The sequence below is a fragment of the Kitasatospora sp. NPDC029312 genome, from assembly GCF_055569215.1.
This window is the reverse complement of sequence record NZ_JBVHXY010000002.1, coordinates 1-19,416: the sequence shown is the minus strand read 5'-3', so window position 1 is coordinate 19,416 and position 19,416 is coordinate 1. Positions and strand designations below refer to the sequence as shown.

Genomic DNA, 19,416 nt, shown 5'->3' with positions numbered 1-19,416 from the left:
CTACAGCCAGCGCTGGGCGGCCTCGACGCTGTCGGCGCCGCTGGTGTTGAAGGCGATGGCGGCCCGCGGGGCGTGGCGGCGGATGAGGTTGACGACGAGTTCGAAGAAGGGCAGTGCCGGTTCGGGCTTGCGGATGCCGCCGCCGACCACGACGACGTCCCAGTCGCGGTCGGCCAGGGCGGCGGTGATGGCGCCCTCGGCGGTTCCGTCGGGGGCGACCAGGGTCATCGATGCATCGAGACCGTGCTCGGCGAAGCGGGCTAGTTCGGCGTCGAGGACGGCCCGCATGCCGTCGCCGTCCATGCCGGGGATGGCGTGCGGGTCGAAGCCGAGGATCAGAACGGTGGCCATGCCCGGAAGGACGGTCAGCGCGGCCGCTCGGGTTCCCGGGGGCGCGGGCGGTGCGGAGGGTCAGGAGGGCGTGGCCGGTGCGGCCGGTGCGGCCGGTGCGGCCGCCGTCCGCAGCGGCACCGAGGCCCGCAGGCGGTAGCCCTTGCCGCGCTCGCCCGGCCCGGTCTCCAGGCGCCCGCCGACCAGCGCGAGCCGCTCCTCCAGCCCGGACAGTCCGTTGCCCGGCTGGGACTTGCCCGGCCCGCGCCCGTTGTCGGCGATCTCCAGGACGGCGTACCGTTCGCCGCTCGCCTCCCAGCTCTCGTCCGCCGTGACGGTGCAGACGGTGGCGCCCTCGCCGTGCCGGAGGATGTTGGTGACGGCCTCGCGCAGTGCCCAGGCCAGCGCGCCCGCCTCCTCGCCGGCCAGCGACGGCCAGGCGTCCACCAGTTCCGGCGCGGCCTCCAGCCGGACCTGCGCGGCGGACAGCGCGGTACGGGCGGCGGCCAGTTCGACCGGCAGGGTGGGGCGGCGGAAGCCGGTGACCGCCTCCCGGACGTCGATCAGCGACTGCCGGGCGACCTGCTCGATGTCGGCGACCTGCGCCCGCGCCGCCTCGTCCTTGCCCGCGTCCATGAACCGGCCGGCCAGCTCGCTCTTCAGGGTGATCAGCGACAGTGAGTGCCCGAGCAGGTCGTGCAGGTCGCGGGCGAGCCGCAGCCGCTCCTCGGAGGCGGCCAGGTGGGCGACGGCGGCCCTGGCCTCGCGCAGCTCCTTCATGGTGGCGATCAGCCGCTGCAGGCCGGTCATCGCGACGCCGGAGAGGAAGGCGCTGAACGCGAAGGTGGTGACGTTGTCGCTCCCGGCGTGGATCAGCACGCCGGTCGCGGCGGTGAGCACGGCCATGCCGACCAGCGCCCGCAGCGCGTGGTTCAGCGGGATGATCACCGCGAGGCAGACCGAGGCGTAGATGAACATGGTCAGGAACGCGCCGCCGAGCGCGAAGGAGGAGCCCACCGCGAGCGCGATCATCGTCCCGACGATCACCTGGCAGGCCCGCGGCTTCATCCCCGCCTGCGAGCGGAAGAACACCAGCAGCACGTAGGCGACCACGAAGACCGCCAGGCAGACCCAGCCGAGCGCCTGCCCGGTCGGGCTGTGGCCACCGTTGACCAGGTCGCTCGCCGGGTACGCCAGGTAGATCATCCACAGCAGCATCCAGGCGACCTTGACCATCAGCTGCCGCCGGGTCTCGACGGGGGCGCCGGGGGCGTTCATGAACGACACGCCCGCCGGACCCGCCTCCGTCGGCTCGTCGGGGCGTTGGGTCCGGCGCTCGTCACTCATGTGGATCATCATGCCTGGCGGGTGTCACGCCGGTACAGGACCGTGGCGGCGGCCACGAACACCGCGAAGAAGGCGACCAGCCCGGAGACGGCGGCCAGGTCCAGCGAGTGGCCGGGCTGGGTGAAGGTGGCCAGCTTGTTGTACAGGAACACCGGGTTGAACCGGGCGAACTTCTCCAGCGAGCCGCTCACCGGGAACCACGTCCCGCCGAGCAGCGCCATCGCCATGTAGGCGATCATCACGATCGGCTGCACGGCGTCCGGCGCCGCCGCGTACCCGAGCGCCACCCCGAGCGCGGCGAAGACGAAGCTGCCCAGCCAGAGCGCGGCCACCAGCCCGAGCCACTGCGGCGCGCTCAGCGAGACGCCCTGGCTCGCGCCGACCGCGAAGACCACCAGGATCGCCGGCAGCGTGGTCACCGCGGTCGCCGCGATCTTGCCCACGGTGTACGCCCGGCCGGGCAGCGCGGTCAGCCGCAGCTGGCGCACCCAGCCGCTCTTGCGCTCCAGCGAGATCCGCTGGGCGCTGCCGGTCAGCACCGCGCCGACCGCACCGAAGGTGGCCATCGAGACCATGAAGTAGGTCTTCACCGGCAGGCCGCCGGCCTGGCTGGTGGAGCCGTAGGCGTTGATGAAGAAGACGTACATCAGCGCCGGGTAGAGCACCGTGAAGAACAGGTAGCGCCGGTTGCGGAGGGTCCGCAGGATCTCCAGCTTGATCAGAGTGGTCATCGCACGCTCTCCTTCGCGGCGTCGGCCTCGCGGTCCAGCTCGCCGGTGATGGTCAGGAAGGCCTGCTCCAGGCCCAGGCCGGTGACCTCCAGCCCGCGCGGGTACAGGCCCGCCCGGTAGAGCCCGGCCACGCTCGCGTCGGCGTCCGCGGTGCGGATCCGTACCGTCCGCACCCCCGGCACGCGGGCGGTGACGTCCAGCGACTGCACGCCCGGCAGGGAGCGCAGCACCGCCTCGTCGAACGGCTCGGCGGTCGCGGCGAAGTCGGCGTCGTGGAGTTCGAAGGCGATCCGGCGGGCGCCGGCCCGCGCCTTGATCTCGGCGGAGCTGCCGTCGGCGATCAGCCGGCCCCGGTGCAGCACCAGGACGCGGTCGGCGATCGAGTCGGCCTCCTCCAGGTAGTGGGTGGCGAACAGCACCGTGCGCCCGGCGTCGGCCTGCGCCCGCATGCTCGCCCAGAACGCCTGCCGGACGCTGACGTCCATGCCGGTGGTGGGCTCGTCGAGCACGATCAGGTCGCTGTCGCCCGCGATCGCCAGGGCGAAGCGGACCCGCTGCTCCTGGCCGCCGGACAGCTTGTCGACCCGGCGGTCGGCGATCTCGGTGATCCCGGCGTCGGTCAGCACCCCCGTGACCGACCGACCGCTCGGGTGCACCTTGCAGGCGAGTTCGACCAGCTCGCGCACCTTGACGTCGGTCATCAGCCCGCCGCTCTGCAGCATCGCGCCGACCCGGCCGGCGGCGATCGCCGCCCGCGGGGTGCCGCCGAACAGCGTCACGCTGCCCTGGTCGGGCTCGCGCAGGCCGAGCAGCAGGTCCAGGCTGGTGGACTTCCCGGCGCCGTTCGGGCCGAGCAGCGCGACGGTCTCGCCCGGCCGCAGCACGAGGTCGAGTCCGTCCACGGCGCGCACCCGCCCGTAGCTCTTGCCGACGCCGCGGAAGGCGGCCACCTCGGTAACCATCGCCCGGCTCCTCTCACCCGATGGTGTCGCGTGCGGGGCTGCCCGCACCACCTCAGGGTCCCGCGCGGGCGGGTGCCGGCGGCAGTGTCGGCCGTCGTGGCTTCGGTATGACGGATGTCATGCCGGCGGCCGGTACCCGTGTCAGGGCACCGGCCGCCGGGAGGCCTGGACGGAGGGGCTCCTACTGGCCCAGTGCGCGCTTCAGGAAGTCGACCTGGAGCAGCAGCAGGTTCTCCGCGACCTCCTCCTGCGGCGTCATGTGGGTGACGCCGGACAGCGGCAGCACGGTGTGCGGGCGCCCGGCCGCCAGCAGCGCAGAGGAGAGCCGCAGGGTGTGGGCGGCCACCACGTTGTCGTCGGCGAGGCCGTGGATGATCATCAGCGGCCGCTCCAGCCCGGCCGCGTAGCCGGTCAGCGAGTTCGCCGCGTACACCTCGGGCCGCTCGGCCGGGTGGCCCAGGTAGCGCTCGGTGTAGTGGGTGTCGTACAGCTCCCAGTCGGTCACCGGCGCCCCCGCCACCGCCGCGTGGAACACGTCGGGGCGGCGCAGCACGGCGAGCGCGGAGAGGTAGCCGCCGTACGACCAGCCTCGGATGGCGACCCGGTCGAGGTCGAGCGGGAACTCCCCGGCGAGCGCCCGGAGCGCGTCGACCTGGTCGTCCAGGGTCGCCCCGGCGAAGTCGAAGGCGATCGACTTCTCCCAGGCCGGCCCCCGCCCGGGGGTGCCGCGGCCGTCGGCGACGATCACCGCGAAGCCCTGATCGGCGAACCACTGCGAGTTGAGGTGCGGGTTGTGCGCCTGGACGACGCGCCGGCCGTGCGGGCCGCCGTACGGGTCCATCAGGACGGGCAGCAGGCCGTCCCGCTCCCGGTCGTAACCGGTGGGCAGGAAGACCGCGGCCGGGATGCGGCGCTCGCCGGCGAAGCGGAAGACCGGACGGGCGGTGATCACCGGGGTCTCGGCGTACGAGGCGATGACGGCGACGTCGTCGACCACCACCCCCTCCGGCAGGTCGCGGGCGACCTGCACCAGCGAGCCCGGCAGGTCGGGCTCGGCGGTGGCCCGCACGGTGATCCCGCCCGCGTGCACCGCGCTGGTGACGGAGGTGAACGGACGGCCGTTGGAGGACTCCCAGGCCAGCCGCTTGCCGTCGTGGCTGATCCGGCCGACGGCGATCCAGCCGGGCTCGGGGTCGGCCTCCGCGGCGCCGCCGGAGGCGCTGAAGAACACCTCGTCCTCGGTGACCGCGATGACCGACCGGACGTGCAGGTCGGGCCCGGTGACGGCCTGGTCGCCGACCACCAGCGCCCGCGTGCCTCCCTCGTCGGAGATCCGGACCAGCTTGCCGTCCGGGGTCCAGGCCGGCACGCCGGGGAAGGCCTCCAGCCAGGCGTCGTCGTGCTCCTCGACCAGCACCTCGGTGGCGCCGGTGGCCACGTCCACGCCGAGGATCCGCTGGGTGCGCTGGTCGCGGGACTGGACGAGCAGCAGCGGCATGCCGCCACTGGACCAGTGCACCCGGGCCAGGTACGGGAAGGCTTCGCGCTCCCAGGTCACCTCGGTGCGCCCGCCCTCCAGGTCGAGCACCCAGAGGCCGACCTCGGCGTTGGCGGTGCCGGCCGCCGGGTAGGCGACCTCGGCGGGTGCGCGGTCCGGGTTGGCCGGATCGGCGATCCACCAGCGGCGCACCGGGCTGTCGTCGGCGCGCTCGACGAGCAGCCGGTCGCTCTGCGGGGACCACCAGAAGCCGCGGTCGCGGTCCATCTCCTCCTGGGCGATGAACTCGGCCTGCCCCCAGGTGACGTTCGGGCCGTCCGGCTCGGCGAGCGCCCGGTCGCCGCTGCCGTCGGTGCGGGTCAGCCGCAGCTCGCCGGCGGTGTTGGCGTAGGCGACGTGGGTGCCGTCCGGGGCGGGCCGCGGGTCCAGCAGCGGGCCGCGGGCGGGGAGTTCGGCGGTGGCGCCGGTGGCCAGGTCGGCCGTGAAGAGCCGGCCGGACAGGGCGAAGGCGGCGAGCCCGCCGTCCCCGTCCAGGGCGTAGCCGACGATGCCGGCCGAGCCCTCGCGGCTGCGCTCGCGGCGGGCCTGCTCGGCCGGCGAGAGGTCCTCCTCGCCGCCGCCGAGCAGGACGGCCGGGTCGGCGGCGATCCGCTCCTCGCCGGTGGCGGTGTCGAGGGTCCAGAGCAGGTTGGCCCGGTCGCCGCCCGAGCGGGAGCGGAGGAAGACGACCCGGGAGCCGTCCGGTGCGACGGAGAAGGAGCGGGGCGCGCCGACGGTGTAGCGCAGGGTCCGCGCGTACTGCCGGGGGAAGGTGTCCGCAGGGGTGTGGGAGGTCATGGCACCAGACCCTACGACGGCGGACTCCCACGCCCGGGTGACGGCTGATCACTCGTTCGGAGCATCGTTCCGGAGTACGCCCGGACGGCCTCCACACCGGCTCCGACCGGCCCATGCGCCCCACGAGTGCCCCGATGCCCCGGCGCGCGAGGACTCACTGAATGTAATGCTCCCCTTACCCATCGGGTATGACTGGTCAGGCGAGTGATCGTCGGGCCCGTCCCGGCCCATCGGTCACCCGGCCCCGATTCCCGTAAGGTCCCACCGCCGCCCTCCCCCGGGGTCGGCGCCCGAGAAGGGGTATGAAGCCGTCATGGCCATGAACATCTCCGCAGCCGTGCTGATGCTGGTGATCGTGGTGGTGCTGATCCGCCGCTCCGGCCTGAAGCTGGCGCACGCCATCGTCTGCTCGCTGCTCGGCTTCTACCTGGCCTCCAGCTCGATCGCCCCGTCGATCAGCCAGGTCACCAGCAACCTCGCCGGAATGATCAACGGCCTGAAGCTCTGACCGCCGCGGGCCGGTGGTTAGGCTTCCTCTCATGACCGCGACTACCGGCCGCAGCCTCCTGCTGGTCCACGCCCACCCCGACGACGAGTCGATCGGCAACGGCGCCACCATGGCCCGGTACGCCGCCGAGGGCGCCCGGGTGACGCTGGTGACCTGCACCCTCGGCGAGGGCGGCGAGGTGATCCCCCGTGACCACGCCCGGCGGACGGCGACCGGGCAGGAGTACCCCCGGCCGGAGGCGGGGGGCGACGCCCTCGGCGCCTACCGGATCGGTGAGCTGACCGAGGCGATGGGCGTCCTCGGGGTGACCGACGTGCGCTTCCTCGGCGGCCCGGGGCGCTACCGCGACTCGGGAATGATGGGCGTGCCCGACAACGACGCCCCCGGTTGCTTCTGGCGGGCGGACGTGGACGAGGCGGCCGACCACCTGGTCGCGGTGATCCGCGAGGTGCGGCCGCAGGTGCTGGTCACCTACGACGAGAACGGCGGCTACGGGCACCCGGACCACATCCAGGCGCACCGGGTCGCGATGCGCGCGTACGAGCTGGCCGCCGACCCGGCGCACCGTCCGGAGCTGGGCGGTGCCTGGCGGATCGCCAAGGTCTACTGGAACCGGATGCCCCGCTCGGTGATCGAGGCCGGCCTCGCCGAGACCGCCGCCAAGGCACCCTTCCCCGGCGTCGCCCGACCCGCCGACGTGCCCGGGGTGGTGGCCGACGAGCTGGTCACCACCGTGCTGGACGGCGCCGCGTACGCCGGGCGCAAGGCCGCCGCGATGGCCGCCCACGCCACCCAGATCACCGTGGACGGCGCCTTCTTCGCGCTCTCCAACGACCTCGGCCAGCCGCTGTTCGCCACCGAGTACTACCAGCTGGTACGCGGTCAGGTCGGCCCGGAGCGGCCCGAGCGCGACCTGTTCGCGGGCCTGGACGACCGCACCGCGACCGCCACCGCGACCGCCACCCCCGAGGAGAGCGCCCGATGACCGCGCCCGCCACCCGCCAGCGCCGCTCGCTCGCGGCGACCGTCCTCGGCACCCAGAAGGAACGCCTGGCCGAGCCTCAACCCCCGCGCCTCGTCCGGATCGCGGTGTATGTCCTGTTCTTCCTGCTGGGCATCGCGGTGTCGGTCTGCGGATCCTTTGTGCAGGCCCTGTGGCCGCCGGTGGGGGTTCTGCTGGCGCTCGCCGCGAGCGTGGCGACCTTCTACGCCGGTCTGCGGATCACCGGCACCCGGCTCGGCGCCGCGATGCCCGCGGCCGGCTGGTTCCTGGCGATGCTGCTGCTGATGGTGCCCCGGCCGGAGGGCGACAACGTGCTCTGGTCCAACGCCACCTCGCTGGCCTGGCTGTTCGCCGGCTCGGTGCTGGGCGTGATCTGCGCCACCCTGCCCACCCGCGGCAGCTGGTTCCCGGGCGCGCCCAACCCGCGGCGCTGATCCGGCCCGCGAGCGGGTACCGCACCGCGCACGACGCGCAGTCAGGACCACACGGCCGTACTCTCATACCGGAGGAACCGGACGTATCAGGATCTGTCCGAAGCCGTTCACCGCTCAGTCCTTCCCAGTATGGTGGTCCCGCAGTACGTCGAACCCGACCGCCGTTTGCCCCAGGCCCGGCGACCACGAACCGCGGTCGCGCCGCACGGCCCGCCCGCGAACCCGGAGCAGAGCAGCATTGAGCAGCCGCGAATCTGACAACGCCAACCCGACGCCCCGGCGTACGGGTCCGGACGCCTACCCGTCGGGCACGCCGCCCTACGGCACCCCGGGCCCCGGCGGCGACCGGGCTGCGGCCGGTGCCGACCAGGGCGCCGCGTCGGGCGGCGAGGACGACGGTCCGAGGACCGAGACCACGCTGACCACCCGGGTCCGGATCAACATCCCCGGCTCGCGCCCGATCCCGCCGGTCGTCGTCCGCAGCACCGTCAAGAACGAGGACGGCCCGGGCGACCATTCCCCGGGCGCCGCCGAACCGAGCGGTCCGCGGCACCGCTCCGCCCCCGCCTCGCCCGTCCTCGGCGTGATGGACGGCGGCGGGCACACGGCCACGCCGCCCAACCTGCCGCCGGAGTGGCAGGTCCCGCCGATCCCGCCGGCGACCTCCGAGGCCGAGTCCACCGGCGCGTGGTTCCGGCCGCGGCAGAAGAGGGCCCAGGGCGCCGAGCCCGCCCCGGCCGCCGTGCCGGCCGGCGCCCCGAGCGCGCCGGAGGCCGCAGCCGCCGAGTCCCGTCCGCAGGGTGCCCCGAACGGCTCCCGCCCGGCCGCGGGCCGCCCGGTGCCCGCCCAGGGCACGGCGCCGAACCGGGCCTCCGCGCCGTTCGGCGCGGAGGCGCCGGCCGAGGAACCCGGCGTCTACGAGGCCGCCGACCCCTTCGCGCCGGTCGCCGGCCCGTACGCCACGGCCGGCCCCGACGCCGCCGCGCGCGGCTCCCGCGGTGGCCGCCCCCAGCAGCAGGGCCCCCGCCGGCAGGCCCCGCAGCCGAACGGACCCCTGCCCAACCGGCAGCGCCCGGACGGCCCGCAGGGCGCACCGGGGCTGAACGGCCGTCCCCAGGGCCCGGCCGCCGCCGAGCCCGGCCCGGAGGACACCTCCGTGGACGGCTTCGCGCCGATCCGCGAGAACACCCCGCCGGCCGCCATACCCGGCGCGCCCCGCAACGGCGCCCCGCGCGGCGCCGACGGCCACCCGCAGCCGGGCCTGTTCGCCTCGGCGCCGACCGGCACGGACCCGTTCGCCACCCAGCGCCCGGTCGCCGCCGGCCAGGACCCGTTCGGCTCATCGGCCGCGCCCGGCGGGCTGTTCCCGGGCACCCCGCAGTCCGCCCCGGGCGGCTCGCGGCCGGCCGGTCGCGACCCGGAGGCCACCGAGGTCACCCCGCTGCCGGCCCCGGGCTCCGGCGCCGAGGCCGGCCGGCCCGGGCCCTCCGGCCCCGCCGGGGCGGCGCCTTCTGGTGCCGCCGGGCAGCCCGGTCCCGGTCCGGCCCCCGCCGCGGCCAAGGCCGAACCGGCCGCTCCCACCAACGGCAAGGGCAAGCGCAGCGGCAAGGGCACGGCCAAGTCGAAGGGCGGCGGCGCCAAGAAGCTGGTCAAGCTCGGCGTCTACGCGTTCGGCGCCGTGCTCTTCCTCGGCGCCGCCGCGTACGGCACCGGCCTGATGCTCAACCAGTCGGACGTCCCCAAGGGCACCGTGGTGCTCGGCACCGACATCGGCGGCAACGGCCGGGACCAGGCGATCCACGCGCTGGACGAGTCGGTCGGCAAGGCCGGGCAGCAGCCGCTCAAGCTGAAGATCGGCGACCAGAGCGTCGACCTCGACCCGACCGTCGCCGGGCTGACCTTCGACACCACGGCCACCGTGGACGGCCTCGCCGCCCACAGCTACAACCCGGTGGACGTGATCAAGTCGCTCGAGGGCGGCACCAAGGCGGTCGCGCCGGAAGTCCGGGTCGACCGGGCCAAGCTCAAGGCGGCGCTGGACTCGCTGGCGGCCGGCTCGGGCCAGGGCCTCCAGGAGGGATACGTCAAGTTCGGCGACAACGGCGACCCGGTCGTGGTGCCCGGCAAGGCCGGTCAGGCGGTGGACTCCAACGCCGCGCTGGACGTGATCGAGCAGGCCTACCGCGACCGCGCCGACGGCAAGCCGGACCAGCCGATCGCGCTGGCCGTCGCGGCCGCCCAGCCCAAGGTCTCCACCCAGGCGCTGCAGGCCGCCGCCGACAGCCTCGGCAAGCAGGTCGTCAGCGGCAAGATCACCATCGTGGCCGGCACCAAGTCCTGGAGCTTCGGCAAGCTGACCGCCGCCAAGGCGCTCACACTGGTCCCGGACGCCTCCGGCAAGATCGCGCCCAAGTGGGACCTCGACGCGCTGAGCACCCAGCTGGGCGGCGTCTTCGAGAAGGTGAAGATCAAGAAGAACGGCCAGACCGCCACGATCACCCCGCAGGACGTCGCGGACGCCGTCGGCTCGCTGTTCGACAAGACCGGCGACAAGGACCGCACGTTCAAGTTCACCGTCGCCTGACGGACCGGACACGAACGAGGGGCGGGGCCGCTGCCGCACCGCCGGCACGCGGTCCCGCCCCTCGACAACTCCCCTCCCGGTCAGCAAGATGTGACGCCACACCCTCCGTCACAGCAATCCCGGGAGTCACACCGATGGGTCGCCGCCTCCAGCACCACCGGACGGCACTGCTCGCCGGTCTCACCGTGCTCACCCTCTCGCTCGCGCTCTGCTCCTGCGCCTCCGGACAGGGCGGCGACGCCGCGGACGCGGCGCCGGGCGCCGCCGGGATGCCCAAGCTCACCTCGATCGACGTCAACCCGCACGACCGCGCCCAGCTGCGCCGGGGCGGCACCCTGAACCTGGCGATCACCCAGTTCTCCCACCAGTGGTCGCCGATCCACACCGACGGCAGCGAGTCCTCGACCATCGACGTCACCAAGCCGCTGCTGCCGACCTTCTTCCGCTCGGACGCGGCCGGCACCCAGACCGCCAACCCGGCCTACCTGCAGGAGGCGCACGCCGACGTCAGGGACGGCCGGCAGGTGGTCACCTGGACGCTCAACCCGAAGGCGCACTGGTCCGACGGCACCCCGATCACCTGGCGCGACATCGAGGCGAACTGGCGCGCCCTGAACGGCAGGAACCCGGCCTTCCGGCCCGCCAGCACCACCGGCTTCGAGCTGGTGTCCTCGGTCGAGCGCGGCAAGGACGACTTCCAGGCCGTGATGACCTTCGACCAGCCGTTCTCCGAGTGGCAGTCGATGTTCAACGGCGCCGCCAACGCCCCGCTGCTGCCGGCCGCCGCGGTCTCCACCCCGCAGCTGTTCGACTCGGCCTACCTGGACGCGATCCCGATCACCGCCGGCCCGTTCAAGGTCGAGCGCCTGGACCCGGCCGCGCAGACCGTCACCCTGGTCGCCGACCCGGCCTGGTGGGGCGACAAGCCGGTGCTGGACCGGATCGTCTTCCACGCCATGTCGCCCGCCGCGATGGGCCCCGCCTTCGCCAGGGGCGAGATCGACCTGTTCGACAACGGCCCGGACCCGGCCGGTTACCGGGTCATCAAGAACACCAAGGGAGCCGCCGTCCGCCGGGCCGGCGGCCCGGACTTCCGGCAGATCACCCTGAACGCCCGCACCCCCGCGCTCGGCGACTCGGCGGTGCGCCAGGCCGTGTTCCAGGCGATCGACCGGGACGCCCTGATCCGCTCCGACCTCAACGGCCTGGACTGGCCCGCCGTCCCGCTCAACAACCACCTGCTGGTCGCCAACCAGAACGGCTACCGCGACAACTCCCTCGGCCTGTCCCGCTTCGATCCGGCCGAGGCCGCCCGCAAGCTGGACGCGGCCGGCTGGAAGCTCGACGGCGGCGTGCGGAGGAAGGACGGCCACGAGCTGAACCTGCGGATGGTCATCCCGGCCGGGGTGCCGGTGGCCCGGAGCGAGGCCACCGGCGTCACCCGGATGCTCAAGGACGTCGGGATCGAGGTCACCACGGTGACCGCCGCCGCCGACGAGTTCTTCGACAAGTACGTCGACCGCGACGACTTCGACCTGACCGCCTTCGCCCTGATCGGCACCCCGTTCCCGGCCAGCGGCAGCCGGGCCGGCTTCGCGCAGAACGGCGGTGCCAACCACGTCGGCGCCGGCAGCGCGGCGGCGGACGCCGCGCTCGACCGGGCCGCCGCCGCGACCGATGCCGCCACCGCCTCCGAGGCCGTCAACCAGGCCGACGGCGAGCTCTGGAAGGTGGCCGGCGTGCTGCCGCTCTACCAGCGCCCGCAGCTGTACGGGGCCCGCGCCGACCTCGCCAACATCGGCGCCCAGGGCCTGTCCGACATCGTCTGGGAGAACGTCGGCTTCACCAAGTGAGCCCGCCGCCGGTCAGGGCGGGCGGCGCTCAGCCGTGCAGCGTCTCCCGCCAGTAGTGGCAGGCACTGCGCCGGCCCGGCAGATCGGCGCCGTCCTCGTCCAGCACCGGTACCAGCCGCGGGAGTTCGGTCAGGCAGCGGTCCCGCACCCGGTCGCAGCGCGGGTTGAAGGCGCAGCCCGGGGGGATGCGCAGCAGGCTAGGCGGCAGGCCCTTGATGGCGTGCAGGTCCTGGCCCTTCTGGTCCAGGCGCGGGATCGAGCGGAGCAGGCCCTGGGTGTACGGGTGGGCCGGCCGGGCGTACAGCTCGTGGACCGGCGCGGTCTCGACGATCCGGCCCGCGTACATCACCGCGATCTTGTCGGCCACGTCGGCGACCACGCCGAGGTCGTGGGTGATCAGGATCAGGCCCATGTTGAACTCGGCCTGGAGGTCCGCGAGCAGGTCCATCACCTGCGCCTGCACCGTCACGTCCAGCGCGGTGGTCGGCTCGTCCGCGATGATCAGGTCCGGCTCCAGCGCCAGCGCCATGGCGATCATGATGCGCTGGCGCATGCCGCCCGAGAACTGGTGCGGGAAGTCACCGACCCGCTGCCGGGCGGCGGGGATGCGCACCCGCTCCATCAGCTCGACGGCCTTCTCCCGGGCCTCCTTGCGGGTGAGTCCCTGGTGCACCCGGAACATCTCGCCGAGCTGGTAGCCCACGCTGAGCACCGGGTTGAGGGCGGACAGCGCGTCCTGGAAGATCATCGCGATCCGCTGGCCCCGGACGGCCCGCCGGGCCCCGGGATGCATGGTCAGCAGGTCGTCGCCGCGGAACAGGATCCGCCCCGAGGTGATCCTTCCGGGCGGCATGTCCAGGATGCCCATGATCGCCTGGGCCGTCACCGACTTGCCGGAGCCGGACTCGCCCAGCACCGCCAGCGTCTCCCCCGCCGACACCGAGTAGCTCACCCCGTTGACGGCGCTGGCCACGCCGTCCCGGGTGTGGAACTCGACGTGCAGGTCCTCGACCTCCAGCAACGGGGTCCCGGGCACCGGGCTCGGCCGGCCGCCGCCGATCATCTCCACCGCGTCCATGTGAGCAGTCCTCCCTCAGCGCAGCAGCGACCATCGACAGGCGCCTTGCAACTATCAATGACCGGAGTGCACTTGGGGAGAGCGCGGCAGATCTCGGTTCCATCACGGCCCCTGGTACGCCCGAAGGCGCGCCCTCGCTCGCAGGACGCGCCCCGGGGCGGCGGAGCCGGCCGCTGCGCTAGCCCGTCTCCGTACGCCCCGTGGCCGGCCCGTCCGCCCGCTCCGCCGCGAAGTGGCAGGCCGAGTCGTGGTACGCCGCGCCCTCCAGCCAGCTCGGCGGGGCCAGCAGCGGAACCTCGACCGCGCAGCGCTCCTCCGCCTTCCAGCAGCGGGTGCGGAACCGGCACCCGGAGGGCGGGTTGGCCGGCGAGGGCACGTCCCCGGTGAGCACGATCCGGTCCCGTGACTCGCGCGCCGTCGGGTCCGGCACCGGCACCGCGGACAGCAGCGCCTGGGTGTACGGGTGGGTCGCGTGGTCGTAGATCTCCGCGTCGGTGCCGATCTCGACCACCTTCCCCAGGTACATCACTCCCACCCGGTCGGAGATGTGCCGGACGATGGAGAGGTCGTGGGCGATGAACATGTACGACAGGTTGAACTCCCCCTGGAGCTGCTCCAGCAGGTTGATCACCTGCGCCTGCACCGACACGTCCAGCGCCGAGACCGGCTCGTCGCAGATGATGATCTCCGGCTTGAGCGCCAACCCCCGGGCGATGCCGATCCGTTGACGCTGCCCGCCGGAGAACTGGTGCGGGTACCGGTTGATGTACTCGGGGTTGAGCCCGACCACGTCCAGCAGGTCCTGGACGGCCTTGCGGCGGTCGCCCTTCGGCGCCACCTCGGGGTGGATCTCGAACGGCTCCCCGATGATGTCGCCGACCGTCATGCGCGGGTTGAGCGAGGTGTACGGGTCCTGGAACACCATCTGGATGTTGCGCCGGACGGCCTTCAGCCCGGCCCCGGACAGCCGGGAGATCTCCTCCCCCTTGTAGCGGACCGAGCCGCCGGTGGCGGGCTCCAGGTTCATCAGCACCTTGGCCAGCGTGGACTTCCCGCAGCCGGACTCGCCGACGATGCCGAGCGTCTCGCCCTGGATCAGGTCGAAGCTGACCCCGTCCACCGCCTTGACCGCGCCGACCTGCCGCTTGAACAGCACGCCCCGGGTGAGCGGGAAGTGCTTGACCAGGTCCCGGACTTCGAGGATCGGCTCGCCGCGCGGCACCTCCTGCTCGAACACCGCCTCCTCCGGCACCGCCGCCCCCGGCGCGCCGGCCCCGCCGGCACCTGCCCCGTCAACGGTCATGGAGGGTCTCCTTCCAAAAGAAGCAGGCGCTGCCGCGCCCCTCCAGCGGTGTGCCGTCCTCCTCGGTGACCGCGAACAGCTCCGGCACCTCGGCCCGGCAGACGTCCTGCGCCCGGGGACAGCGCGGGTTGAACGCGCAGCCCGGGGGGATCCGCAGCAGGTTGGGCGGCAGGCCCTTGATGGCGTAGAGCTCCTGGCCCTTCTGGTCCAGCCGCGGGATGGAGTCCAGCAGCCCCCGGGTGTAGGGGTGGGCGGGGCGCGCGTACAGCTCGTGCACCGGCGCGGTCTCGACGATCCGGCCCGCGTACATCACCGCGATCTTGTCCGCGACGTCGGCGACCACGCCGAGGTCGTGGGTGATCAGGATGAGCCCCATGTGGAACTCGGCCTGGAGTTCGGCCAGCAGGTCCATGACCTGGGCCTGCACCGTCACGTCCAGCGCGGTGGTCGGCTCGTCCGCGATGATCAGGTCCGGCTCCAGCGCCAGCGCCATGGCGATCATGATGCGCTGGCGCATGCCGCCGGAGAACTGGTGCGGGTAGTCGTTCACCCGCTGCTTGGCCGCCGGGATGCGCACCCGGTCCATCAGCTCGACGGCCTTCGCCCGGGCCTGGGACCGGGAGGCCCCGTGGTGGGCCCGGAACATCTCGCCGAGCTGGAAGCCCACGCTGAGCACCGGATTGAGGGAGGACAGCGCGTCCTGGAAGATCATCGCGATCTTCCCACCACGGATCCTCCGCCGCTCCTCCTTGCCCATCTTCAGCATGTCCTGGCCGCGGAAACGGATCTCACCGCGCGGGATCCTGGCCGGCGGCATGTCCAGGATGCCCATGATCGCCTGGGCCGTCACGGACTTGCCGGAGCCGGACTCGCCCAGCACGGCCAGCGTCTCCCCGGCCCGGACGCTGTAGGTGACCCCGTTGACGGCCTTGGCCACGCCGTCCCGGGTGGCGAACTCGACGTGCAGGTCCCGCACGTCGAGCAGCGGCCCTTCGAACGGTGTCTGCCGCTCGCGCTTGGTGGTGTCGACAGCTGTGCTCACGATGCGCTCCCCTCGCTCAGCGAAGCTTCGGGTCGAGGGCGTCGCGCACCGCGTCGCCCAGCATGATGAAGGCCAGCACGGTGACGGAGAGCGCCGCGGCCGGGAAGAACAGCACGTACGGCGCCGTGCGGATCACCTTCTGGGCGGAGGAGATGTCGATGCCCCAGGAGATGGTGGGGTCCTGCAGGCCGATGCCGAGGAAGCTCAGCGTCGCCTCGGTGGCGATGTAGCCGCCCAGGGCGATGGTGGCGACCACGATCACCGGGGCGACTGCGTTCGGCAGGATGTGCCGGAACATCAGCCGCCCCGTGCCGGCGCCGAGCGCCCGGCCGGCCACCACGAAGTCGGACTGCTTGACGGTCAGCACCGCGCCGCGCATCACGCGGGCGATCTGGGTCCAGCCGAGCACGCCCAGCGCGACGACCACGCTCCACACCGTGCGGGTGGTGAAGGCGTTCAGCAGCACCAGGGCGCCGAGCAGCAGCGGGATGCCGAAGAAGATGTCGATGACCCGGGAGATCACCGCGTCCACGGCGCCGCCGAAGAACCCGGCGACCATGCCGGTCAGCCCGCCCAGCAGGGTGACCGCGGCGGTCACGAAGATGCCGACGGTGATCGAGGCGCGGGCGCCGTAGATCACCCGGGCGAAGATGGAACGGCCCTGGGCGTCGTAGCCGAACCAGCCGGCCCCGAAGACGTCGCCCCAGTCCGGCCGCCGCAGGTAGTTGTTCACCAGGTCGGCCTTGCGCGGGTCGGCGTCGGTGAACGCCCAGGGGAAGATCGCCATGACGACCAGCAGCAGGATCAGCACCGCCGAGATCAGGAAGATCGGCCGCCGGCGCAGGTCCCGCCAGGCGTCGCCCCAGAGGCTGCGGGCCTCCTCCCGCTTCTCCACGTCCCGCTCGATCAGGGTCTCCTGCTCGACCGCCATGCCCTGCTCTCCGGCGTAGTCGAGGTGCGAGATCCCCGGTTTGGGATGCGGCTGGTACGAGTCCTCGTCGTGGACGTCAGGCATAGCGGATCCTCGGGTCCAGGACCGCGTAGAGCAGGTCGACCAGCAGGCTGGCGACCAGATAGACGATCACCAGGACGGTCACGATGCCGACCACGGTGGGGCCTTCCTTGGTGTTGATCGCCCGGTACAGGACGTTGCCGATGCCCTGCACGTTGAAGATCCCCTCGGTGACGATCGCGCCGCCCATCAGCGCGCCGAGGTCGGTGCCGAGGAAGGTGACCACCGGGATCAGCGAGTTGCGCAGCAGGTGGCGCACGACGATGGTGCGCCGGGGCAGGCCCTTGGCGACGGCCGTGCGCATGTAGTCGGCCCGCAGGTTCTCACCGATCGAGGTCCGGGTGAGCCGGGCCACGTAGGCGAGCGAGAGTGAGCCCAGCACCACCGCGGGGAGCACGAGTTGGGAGAGGTCGTAACTGTCCTGCACGGTCGGGGTGACCCAGCCGAAGTTGGTGGCGAAGATGGTCTGCGCGATGTACGCCAGCACGAAGACCGGGATCGAGATCACCAGCAGGGTCAGCACCAGCACCAGGCTGTCCTGGACGCTGCCGCGCCGCAGGCCGGAGACCACGCCGAGGACGAGGCCCAGGACCATCTCGAAGACGAAGGCCAGCAGCGCCAGCCGGATGGTGACCGGGAACGCGTTGGCCATGATGTCGGAGACCGGCCGGCCGGTGAAGCTGGTGCCGAAGTCGCCCTGGAAGAGGTTCCCCATGTAGTGCAGGTACTGCTTCCAGACCGGCTGGTCCAGGTAGTACTTGTGCTTGATGCTGGCCACCACGGCCGGGTCGGCGGCCTTCTCGCCGAACAGCGCGACCACCGGGTCGCCCGGCAGGGTGTAGACCATCAGGAAGATCAGCAGCGTGGTGCCGAAGAACACGGGGATCATCTGCAGCACCCGCCGCAGCACGTAACTGCCCATCCGAGCCTCCTTCCTAGGTGCCCGGGCGGCCGCGGCCGGCCGGGAGGGCCGGGCCCCGCCCTCCGTGCGGGGAGGGCGGGGCCGCGCGTGGGGCGGGGCCCCGCTCCCCCGGCCTCCGCCGGGGCTTGCCGCCGGCCCGATGCCGGGCCGGAGGTGTCAGCCCTTGACCTCGACCTGGGTCCAGGCGGGGTTGCCGAAGGAGTCGAACTTCACGTTCTGCACCTTGGTCGAGTAGCCCGAGTTGGTGCGGTAGTACCAGAGCGGGATGGCCGGCATGCCGCTCGGCAGCACGGCCTCGGCCTGCTGGTAGCCGGTCACCGTGTCGGAGACGCTGGCGGCCTCGTCGGCCTTGGTGGCCGCGTCGTCGAACTGCGGGCTGCTGTAGCCGAAGTCGTTGGAGGCGGCGCCGGTGCGGTACACGTCGGAGAGGAAGTTGGCGTTCAGCGGGTAGTCCTGCACCCAGCCGGTGCGGAAGGCGCCGTTGAGCTGGTGCCCGGTGATCGCCGCGCGCGAGGTCTTGAAGTCGGGCTTGGGGTCGCCCAGGCAGTCCACGCCGGTGCTCTGCCGGATCGAGTTGCAGACCGCGTCGACCCACTCCTTGTGGCCGCCGTCCGCGTTGTAGGTGATCAGCAGCTTGTTGCCGGGGACGCCGCCGCCGTCCTGGATCAGCTGCTTGGCCTTGGCCGGGTCGAACTTGCAGAAGTCGCCGCAGGCGCCGTCCTTGTAGCCCTCGACGCCCTCGGCCACCCAGGCGGTGGCGGGCTTGCGGGAGCCCTGCAGCACGGTCTTGGTGATGGTGTCGCGGTCGATCGCCATCGACAGGCCCTGGCGCACCTTGGCCTTGTCCGGCGAGGACCAGTCGCCCTGGTAGAGCGTGAAGCCGATGTTCTGGATCGCGCCCTGCGGGGCGTCGACCGCCCGGTCGCCGAGGTCGTTCTTGTACGTCGCCAGCGCGGACGGCGGCACCTGGTCCATCACGTCCAGGTTGCTGGACTGGAGGTCCGCGTAGGCGGCCTCGGACGTGGTGTACATCTTGAAGACGATGCCGCCGTTCTTCGGCTTGTCCACGCCTTGGTAGTCCGGGAAGGCCTTGGTGACCACCTCGGTGTTGTGCGACCAGCTGACGAACTGGTAGGGGCCGTTGCCCACCGGCTTCTGCCCGTACCCGGTCGGGTCCTTGAAGAAGCCGTCCGGCAGCGGCGAGAAGGCGATGTAGCCGAGCTTGTACTCGAAGTACGAGACCTTGTGGCTGAGCTTGACGGTGAAGTGCAGGTCGTCGGTGACGGTCAGACCGGACATCTTGTCCGTGGTCGGCTTCCCGCTGGACGGGTGCACGTCCTGGTAGCCCTCGATGTCGGAGAACCAGGAGCTGTTGATCTGGGCGTTGGCCGGGTTGGCCCCCCAGTTCCAGGCGTCCACGAAGTTCTTGGCGTGCACGGGGGTGCCGTCGTGGAACTTCCAGCCGTCCTTGAGGGTGACGTTGAAGGTCTGGGAGTCACTGGTGTCGATCTTGTCCGCGACCTGCATCCGGATCTTCGCGGTGCCGGGGTCGTAGTCCACCAGGCCCTTGAAGAGGTTCTGGATGATGCGACCACCGCCGACCTCGTTCGCGTTGGCGGGCTGCAACGGGTTCTGCGGCTCGCTGCTCTGGTAGCTGAAGGTCTTGCTGGTGTCCGACGAGCTACTACCGCCTCCGCCACTGCCGCTGCTGCACCCGGTGGCCACCAGGACCACGGACGTCGCAGCGGCGAGGACCAGGCGGGCGCGAGTGGCCACGGGCATGGAGGTCCCTCCTCATGGGTGTGTGTCGCATCACACCCCATGAGAAGCGCGCCCCGGTGACGGCGCGAGCCGGGTGCACCCGGATGGGTGCCGTGACCCCCCTGTCGAGTTGACGGAACGACGGAAGGGGGCGGGGGCCGGATGCAGAGGAGCGGCCGCGCGATGCGCGGGCGGGTAGCGCCGGGCCACT

Annotated in this window: 16 protein-coding genes; 5 read left to right on the top strand and 11 right to left on the bottom strand. The window is 72.6% G+C overall.

The genetic code is table 11. The features are described from left to right. The 5 genes from ACZ4WV_RS01620 to ACZ4WV_RS01600 all read right to left on the bottom strand — a co-directional run bounded on the left by ACZ4WV_RS01620 (position 1) and on the right by ACZ4WV_RS01600 (position 5,705). Positions 1 to 351, bottom strand: a complete 351-nt coding sequence (locus tag ACZ4WV_RS01620) for a hypothetical protein (RefSeq protein ID WP_465741693.1) — start codon at positions 349 to 351, stop codon at positions 1 to 3. A gap of 60 nt (positions 352 to 411) precedes the next feature. Further along, positions 412 to 1,677 (bottom strand): sensor histidine kinase, encoded by a 1,266-nt coding sequence (locus ACZ4WV_RS01615; RefSeq protein ID WP_465741691.1) that lies wholly within the window; start codon positions 1,675 to 1,677, stop codon positions 412 to 414. Between the two features lie 8 nt (positions 1,678 to 1,685). After that, positions 1,686 to 2,408, bottom strand: coding sequence for an ABC transporter permease (locus tag ACZ4WV_RS01610; RefSeq protein ID WP_465741689.1), 723 nt, complete (start codon positions 2,406 to 2,408; stop codon positions 1,686 to 1,688). Beyond that, on the bottom strand, positions 2,405 to 3,370 hold the full coding sequence (locus ACZ4WV_RS01605; RefSeq protein WP_465741687.1) for an ABC transporter ATP-binding protein: 966 nt from the start codon (positions 3,368 to 3,370) through the stop codon (positions 2,405 to 2,407). The genes ACZ4WV_RS01610 and ACZ4WV_RS01605 overlap by 4 nt, the downstream gene beginning before the upstream one ends. A gap of 181 nt (positions 3,371 to 3,551) precedes the next feature. Next, the gene (locus ACZ4WV_RS01600) at positions 3,552 to 5,705 is read right to left on the bottom strand and encodes a S9 family peptidase (protein ID WP_465741685.1); all 2,154 of its coding nucleotides are present in this window, start codon (positions 5,703 to 5,705) and stop codon (positions 3,552 to 3,554) included. Positions 5,706 to 6,018: 313 nt separating this feature from the next. On the opposite strand from ACZ4WV_RS01600, the gene ACZ4WV_RS01595 reads away from it, so the two are divergent. From ACZ4WV_RS01595 to ACZ4WV_RS01575, 5 genes are all read left to right on the top strand, one after another. After that, positions 6,019 to 6,213, top strand: coding sequence for a DUF2304 domain-containing protein (locus ACZ4WV_RS01595; RefSeq protein ID WP_465741683.1), 195 nt, complete (start codon positions 6,019 to 6,021; stop codon positions 6,211 to 6,213). A gap of 31 nt (positions 6,214 to 6,244) precedes the next feature. Further along, positions 6,245 to 7,198: an N-acetyl-1-D-myo-inositol-2-amino-2-deoxy-alpha-D-glucopyranoside deacetylase gene (mshB, locus tag ACZ4WV_RS01590; RefSeq protein WP_465741682.1), complete on the top strand. Its 954-nt coding sequence runs from the start codon at positions 6,245 to 6,247 to the stop codon at positions 7,196 to 7,198. Then, the gene (locus tag ACZ4WV_RS01585; RefSeq protein WP_465741680.1) at positions 7,195 to 7,650 is read left to right on the top strand and encodes a DUF6113 family protein; all 456 of its coding nucleotides are present in this window, start codon (positions 7,195 to 7,197) and stop codon (positions 7,648 to 7,650) included. Before mshB ends, ACZ4WV_RS01585 begins: the two co-directional genes overlap by 4 nt. A 238-nt stretch (positions 7,651 to 7,888) precedes the next feature. Beyond that, complete coding sequence (locus ACZ4WV_RS01580) at positions 7,889 to 10,234, top strand: peptidoglycan binding domain-containing protein (RefSeq protein ID WP_465741678.1); 2,346 nt, start codon at positions 7,889 to 7,891, stop codon at positions 10,232 to 10,234. Between the two features lie 134 nt (positions 10,235 to 10,368). After that, the gene (locus ACZ4WV_RS01575; RefSeq protein ID WP_465741677.1) at positions 10,369 to 12,087 is read left to right on the top strand and encodes an ABC transporter family substrate-binding protein; all 1,719 of its coding nucleotides are present in this window, start codon (positions 10,369 to 10,371) and stop codon (positions 12,085 to 12,087) included. A gap of 28 nt (positions 12,088 to 12,115) precedes the next feature. On the opposite strand, the gene ACZ4WV_RS01570 is transcribed toward ACZ4WV_RS01575, so the two are convergent. From ACZ4WV_RS01570 to ACZ4WV_RS01545, 6 genes are all read right to left on the bottom strand, one after another. Further along, positions 12,116 to 13,165 (bottom strand): ABC transporter ATP-binding protein, encoded by a 1,050-nt coding sequence (locus tag ACZ4WV_RS01570; RefSeq protein WP_465741675.1) that lies wholly within the window; start codon positions 13,163 to 13,165, stop codon positions 12,116 to 12,118. Positions 13,166 to 13,343: 178 nt separating this feature from the next. Continuing rightward, positions 13,344 to 14,468 (bottom strand): ABC transporter ATP-binding protein, encoded by a 1,125-nt coding sequence (locus ACZ4WV_RS01565; RefSeq protein WP_465741673.1) that lies wholly within the window; start codon positions 14,466 to 14,468, stop codon positions 13,344 to 13,346. Next, positions 14,458 to 15,510, bottom strand: coding sequence for an ABC transporter ATP-binding protein (locus tag ACZ4WV_RS01560; RefSeq protein WP_465741671.1), 1,053 nt, complete (start codon positions 15,508 to 15,510; stop codon positions 14,458 to 14,460). Before ACZ4WV_RS01560 ends, ACZ4WV_RS01565 begins: the two co-directional genes overlap by 11 nt. Positions 15,511 to 15,526: 16 nt before the next feature. Next, on the bottom strand, positions 15,527 to 16,441 hold the full coding sequence (locus ACZ4WV_RS01555) for an ABC transporter permease (RefSeq protein WP_465742148.1): 915 nt from the start codon (positions 16,439 to 16,441) through the stop codon (positions 15,527 to 15,529). A gap of 76 nt (positions 16,442 to 16,517) precedes the next feature. Then, the gene (locus ACZ4WV_RS01550) at positions 16,518 to 17,444 is read right to left on the bottom strand and encodes an ABC transporter permease (protein ID WP_465741669.1); all 927 of its coding nucleotides are present in this window, start codon (positions 17,442 to 17,444) and stop codon (positions 16,518 to 16,520) included. A 156-nt stretch (positions 17,445 to 17,600) separates the two neighbouring features. Further along, positions 17,601 to 19,226 (bottom strand): peptide ABC transporter substrate-binding protein, encoded by a 1,626-nt coding sequence (locus tag ACZ4WV_RS01545; protein ID WP_465741667.1) that lies wholly within the window; start codon positions 19,224 to 19,226, stop codon positions 17,601 to 17,603. Between the last annotated feature and the right edge of the window lie 190 nt (positions 19,227 to 19,416).

Excerpts from the sequence above, each read along its gene's own strand:
- ACZ4WV_RS01620 (WP_465741693.1), bottom strand. The coding sequence starts at position 351 with ATGGCCACCGTTCTGATCCTCGGCTTCGACCCGCACGCCATCCCCGGC.
- ACZ4WV_RS01615 (WP_465741691.1), bottom strand. The coding sequence starts at position 1,677 with ATGAGTGACGAGCGCCGGACCCAACGCCCCGACGAGCCGACGGAGGCG.
- ACZ4WV_RS01610 (WP_465741689.1), bottom strand. The coding sequence starts at position 2,408 with ATGACCACTCTGATCAAGCTGGAGATCCTGCGGACCCTCCGCAACCGG.
- ACZ4WV_RS01605 (WP_465741687.1), bottom strand. The coding sequence starts at position 3,370 with ATGGTTACCGAGGTGGCCGCCTTCCGCGGCGTCGGCAAGAGCTACGGG.
- ACZ4WV_RS01600 (WP_465741685.1), bottom strand. The coding sequence starts at position 5,705 with ATGACCTCCCACACCCCTGCGGACACCTTCCCCCGGCAGTACGCGCGG.
- ACZ4WV_RS01595 (WP_465741683.1), top strand. The coding sequence starts at position 6,019 with ATGGCCATGAACATCTCCGCAGCCGTGCTGATGCTGGTGATCGTGGTG.
- mshB (WP_465741682.1), top strand. The coding sequence starts at position 6,245 with ATGACCGCGACTACCGGCCGCAGCCTCCTGCTGGTCCACGCCCACCCC.
- ACZ4WV_RS01585 (WP_465741680.1), top strand. The coding sequence starts at position 7,195 with ATGACCGCGCCCGCCACCCGCCAGCGCCGCTCGCTCGCGGCGACCGTC.
- ACZ4WV_RS01575 (WP_465741677.1), top strand. The coding sequence starts at position 10,369 with ATGGGTCGCCGCCTCCAGCACCACCGGACGGCACTGCTCGCCGGTCTC.
- ACZ4WV_RS01570 (WP_465741675.1), bottom strand. The coding sequence starts at position 13,165 with ATGGACGCGGTGGAGATGATCGGCGGCGGCCGGCCGAGCCCGGTGCCC.
- ACZ4WV_RS01565 (WP_465741673.1), bottom strand. The coding sequence starts at position 14,468 with ATGACCGTTGACGGGGCAGGTGCCGGCGGGGCCGGCGCGCCGGGGGCG.
- ACZ4WV_RS01555 (WP_465742148.1), bottom strand. The coding sequence starts at position 16,441 with ATGGCGGTCGAGCAGGAGACCCTGATCGAGCGGGACGTGGAGAAGCGG.
- ACZ4WV_RS01550 (WP_465741669.1), bottom strand. The coding sequence starts at position 17,444 with ATGGGCAGTTACGTGCTGCGGCGGGTGCTGCAGATGATCCCCGTGTTC.
- ACZ4WV_RS01545 (WP_465741667.1), bottom strand. The coding sequence starts at position 19,226 with ATGCCCGTGGCCACTCGCGCCCGCCTGGTCCTCGCCGCTGCGACGTCC.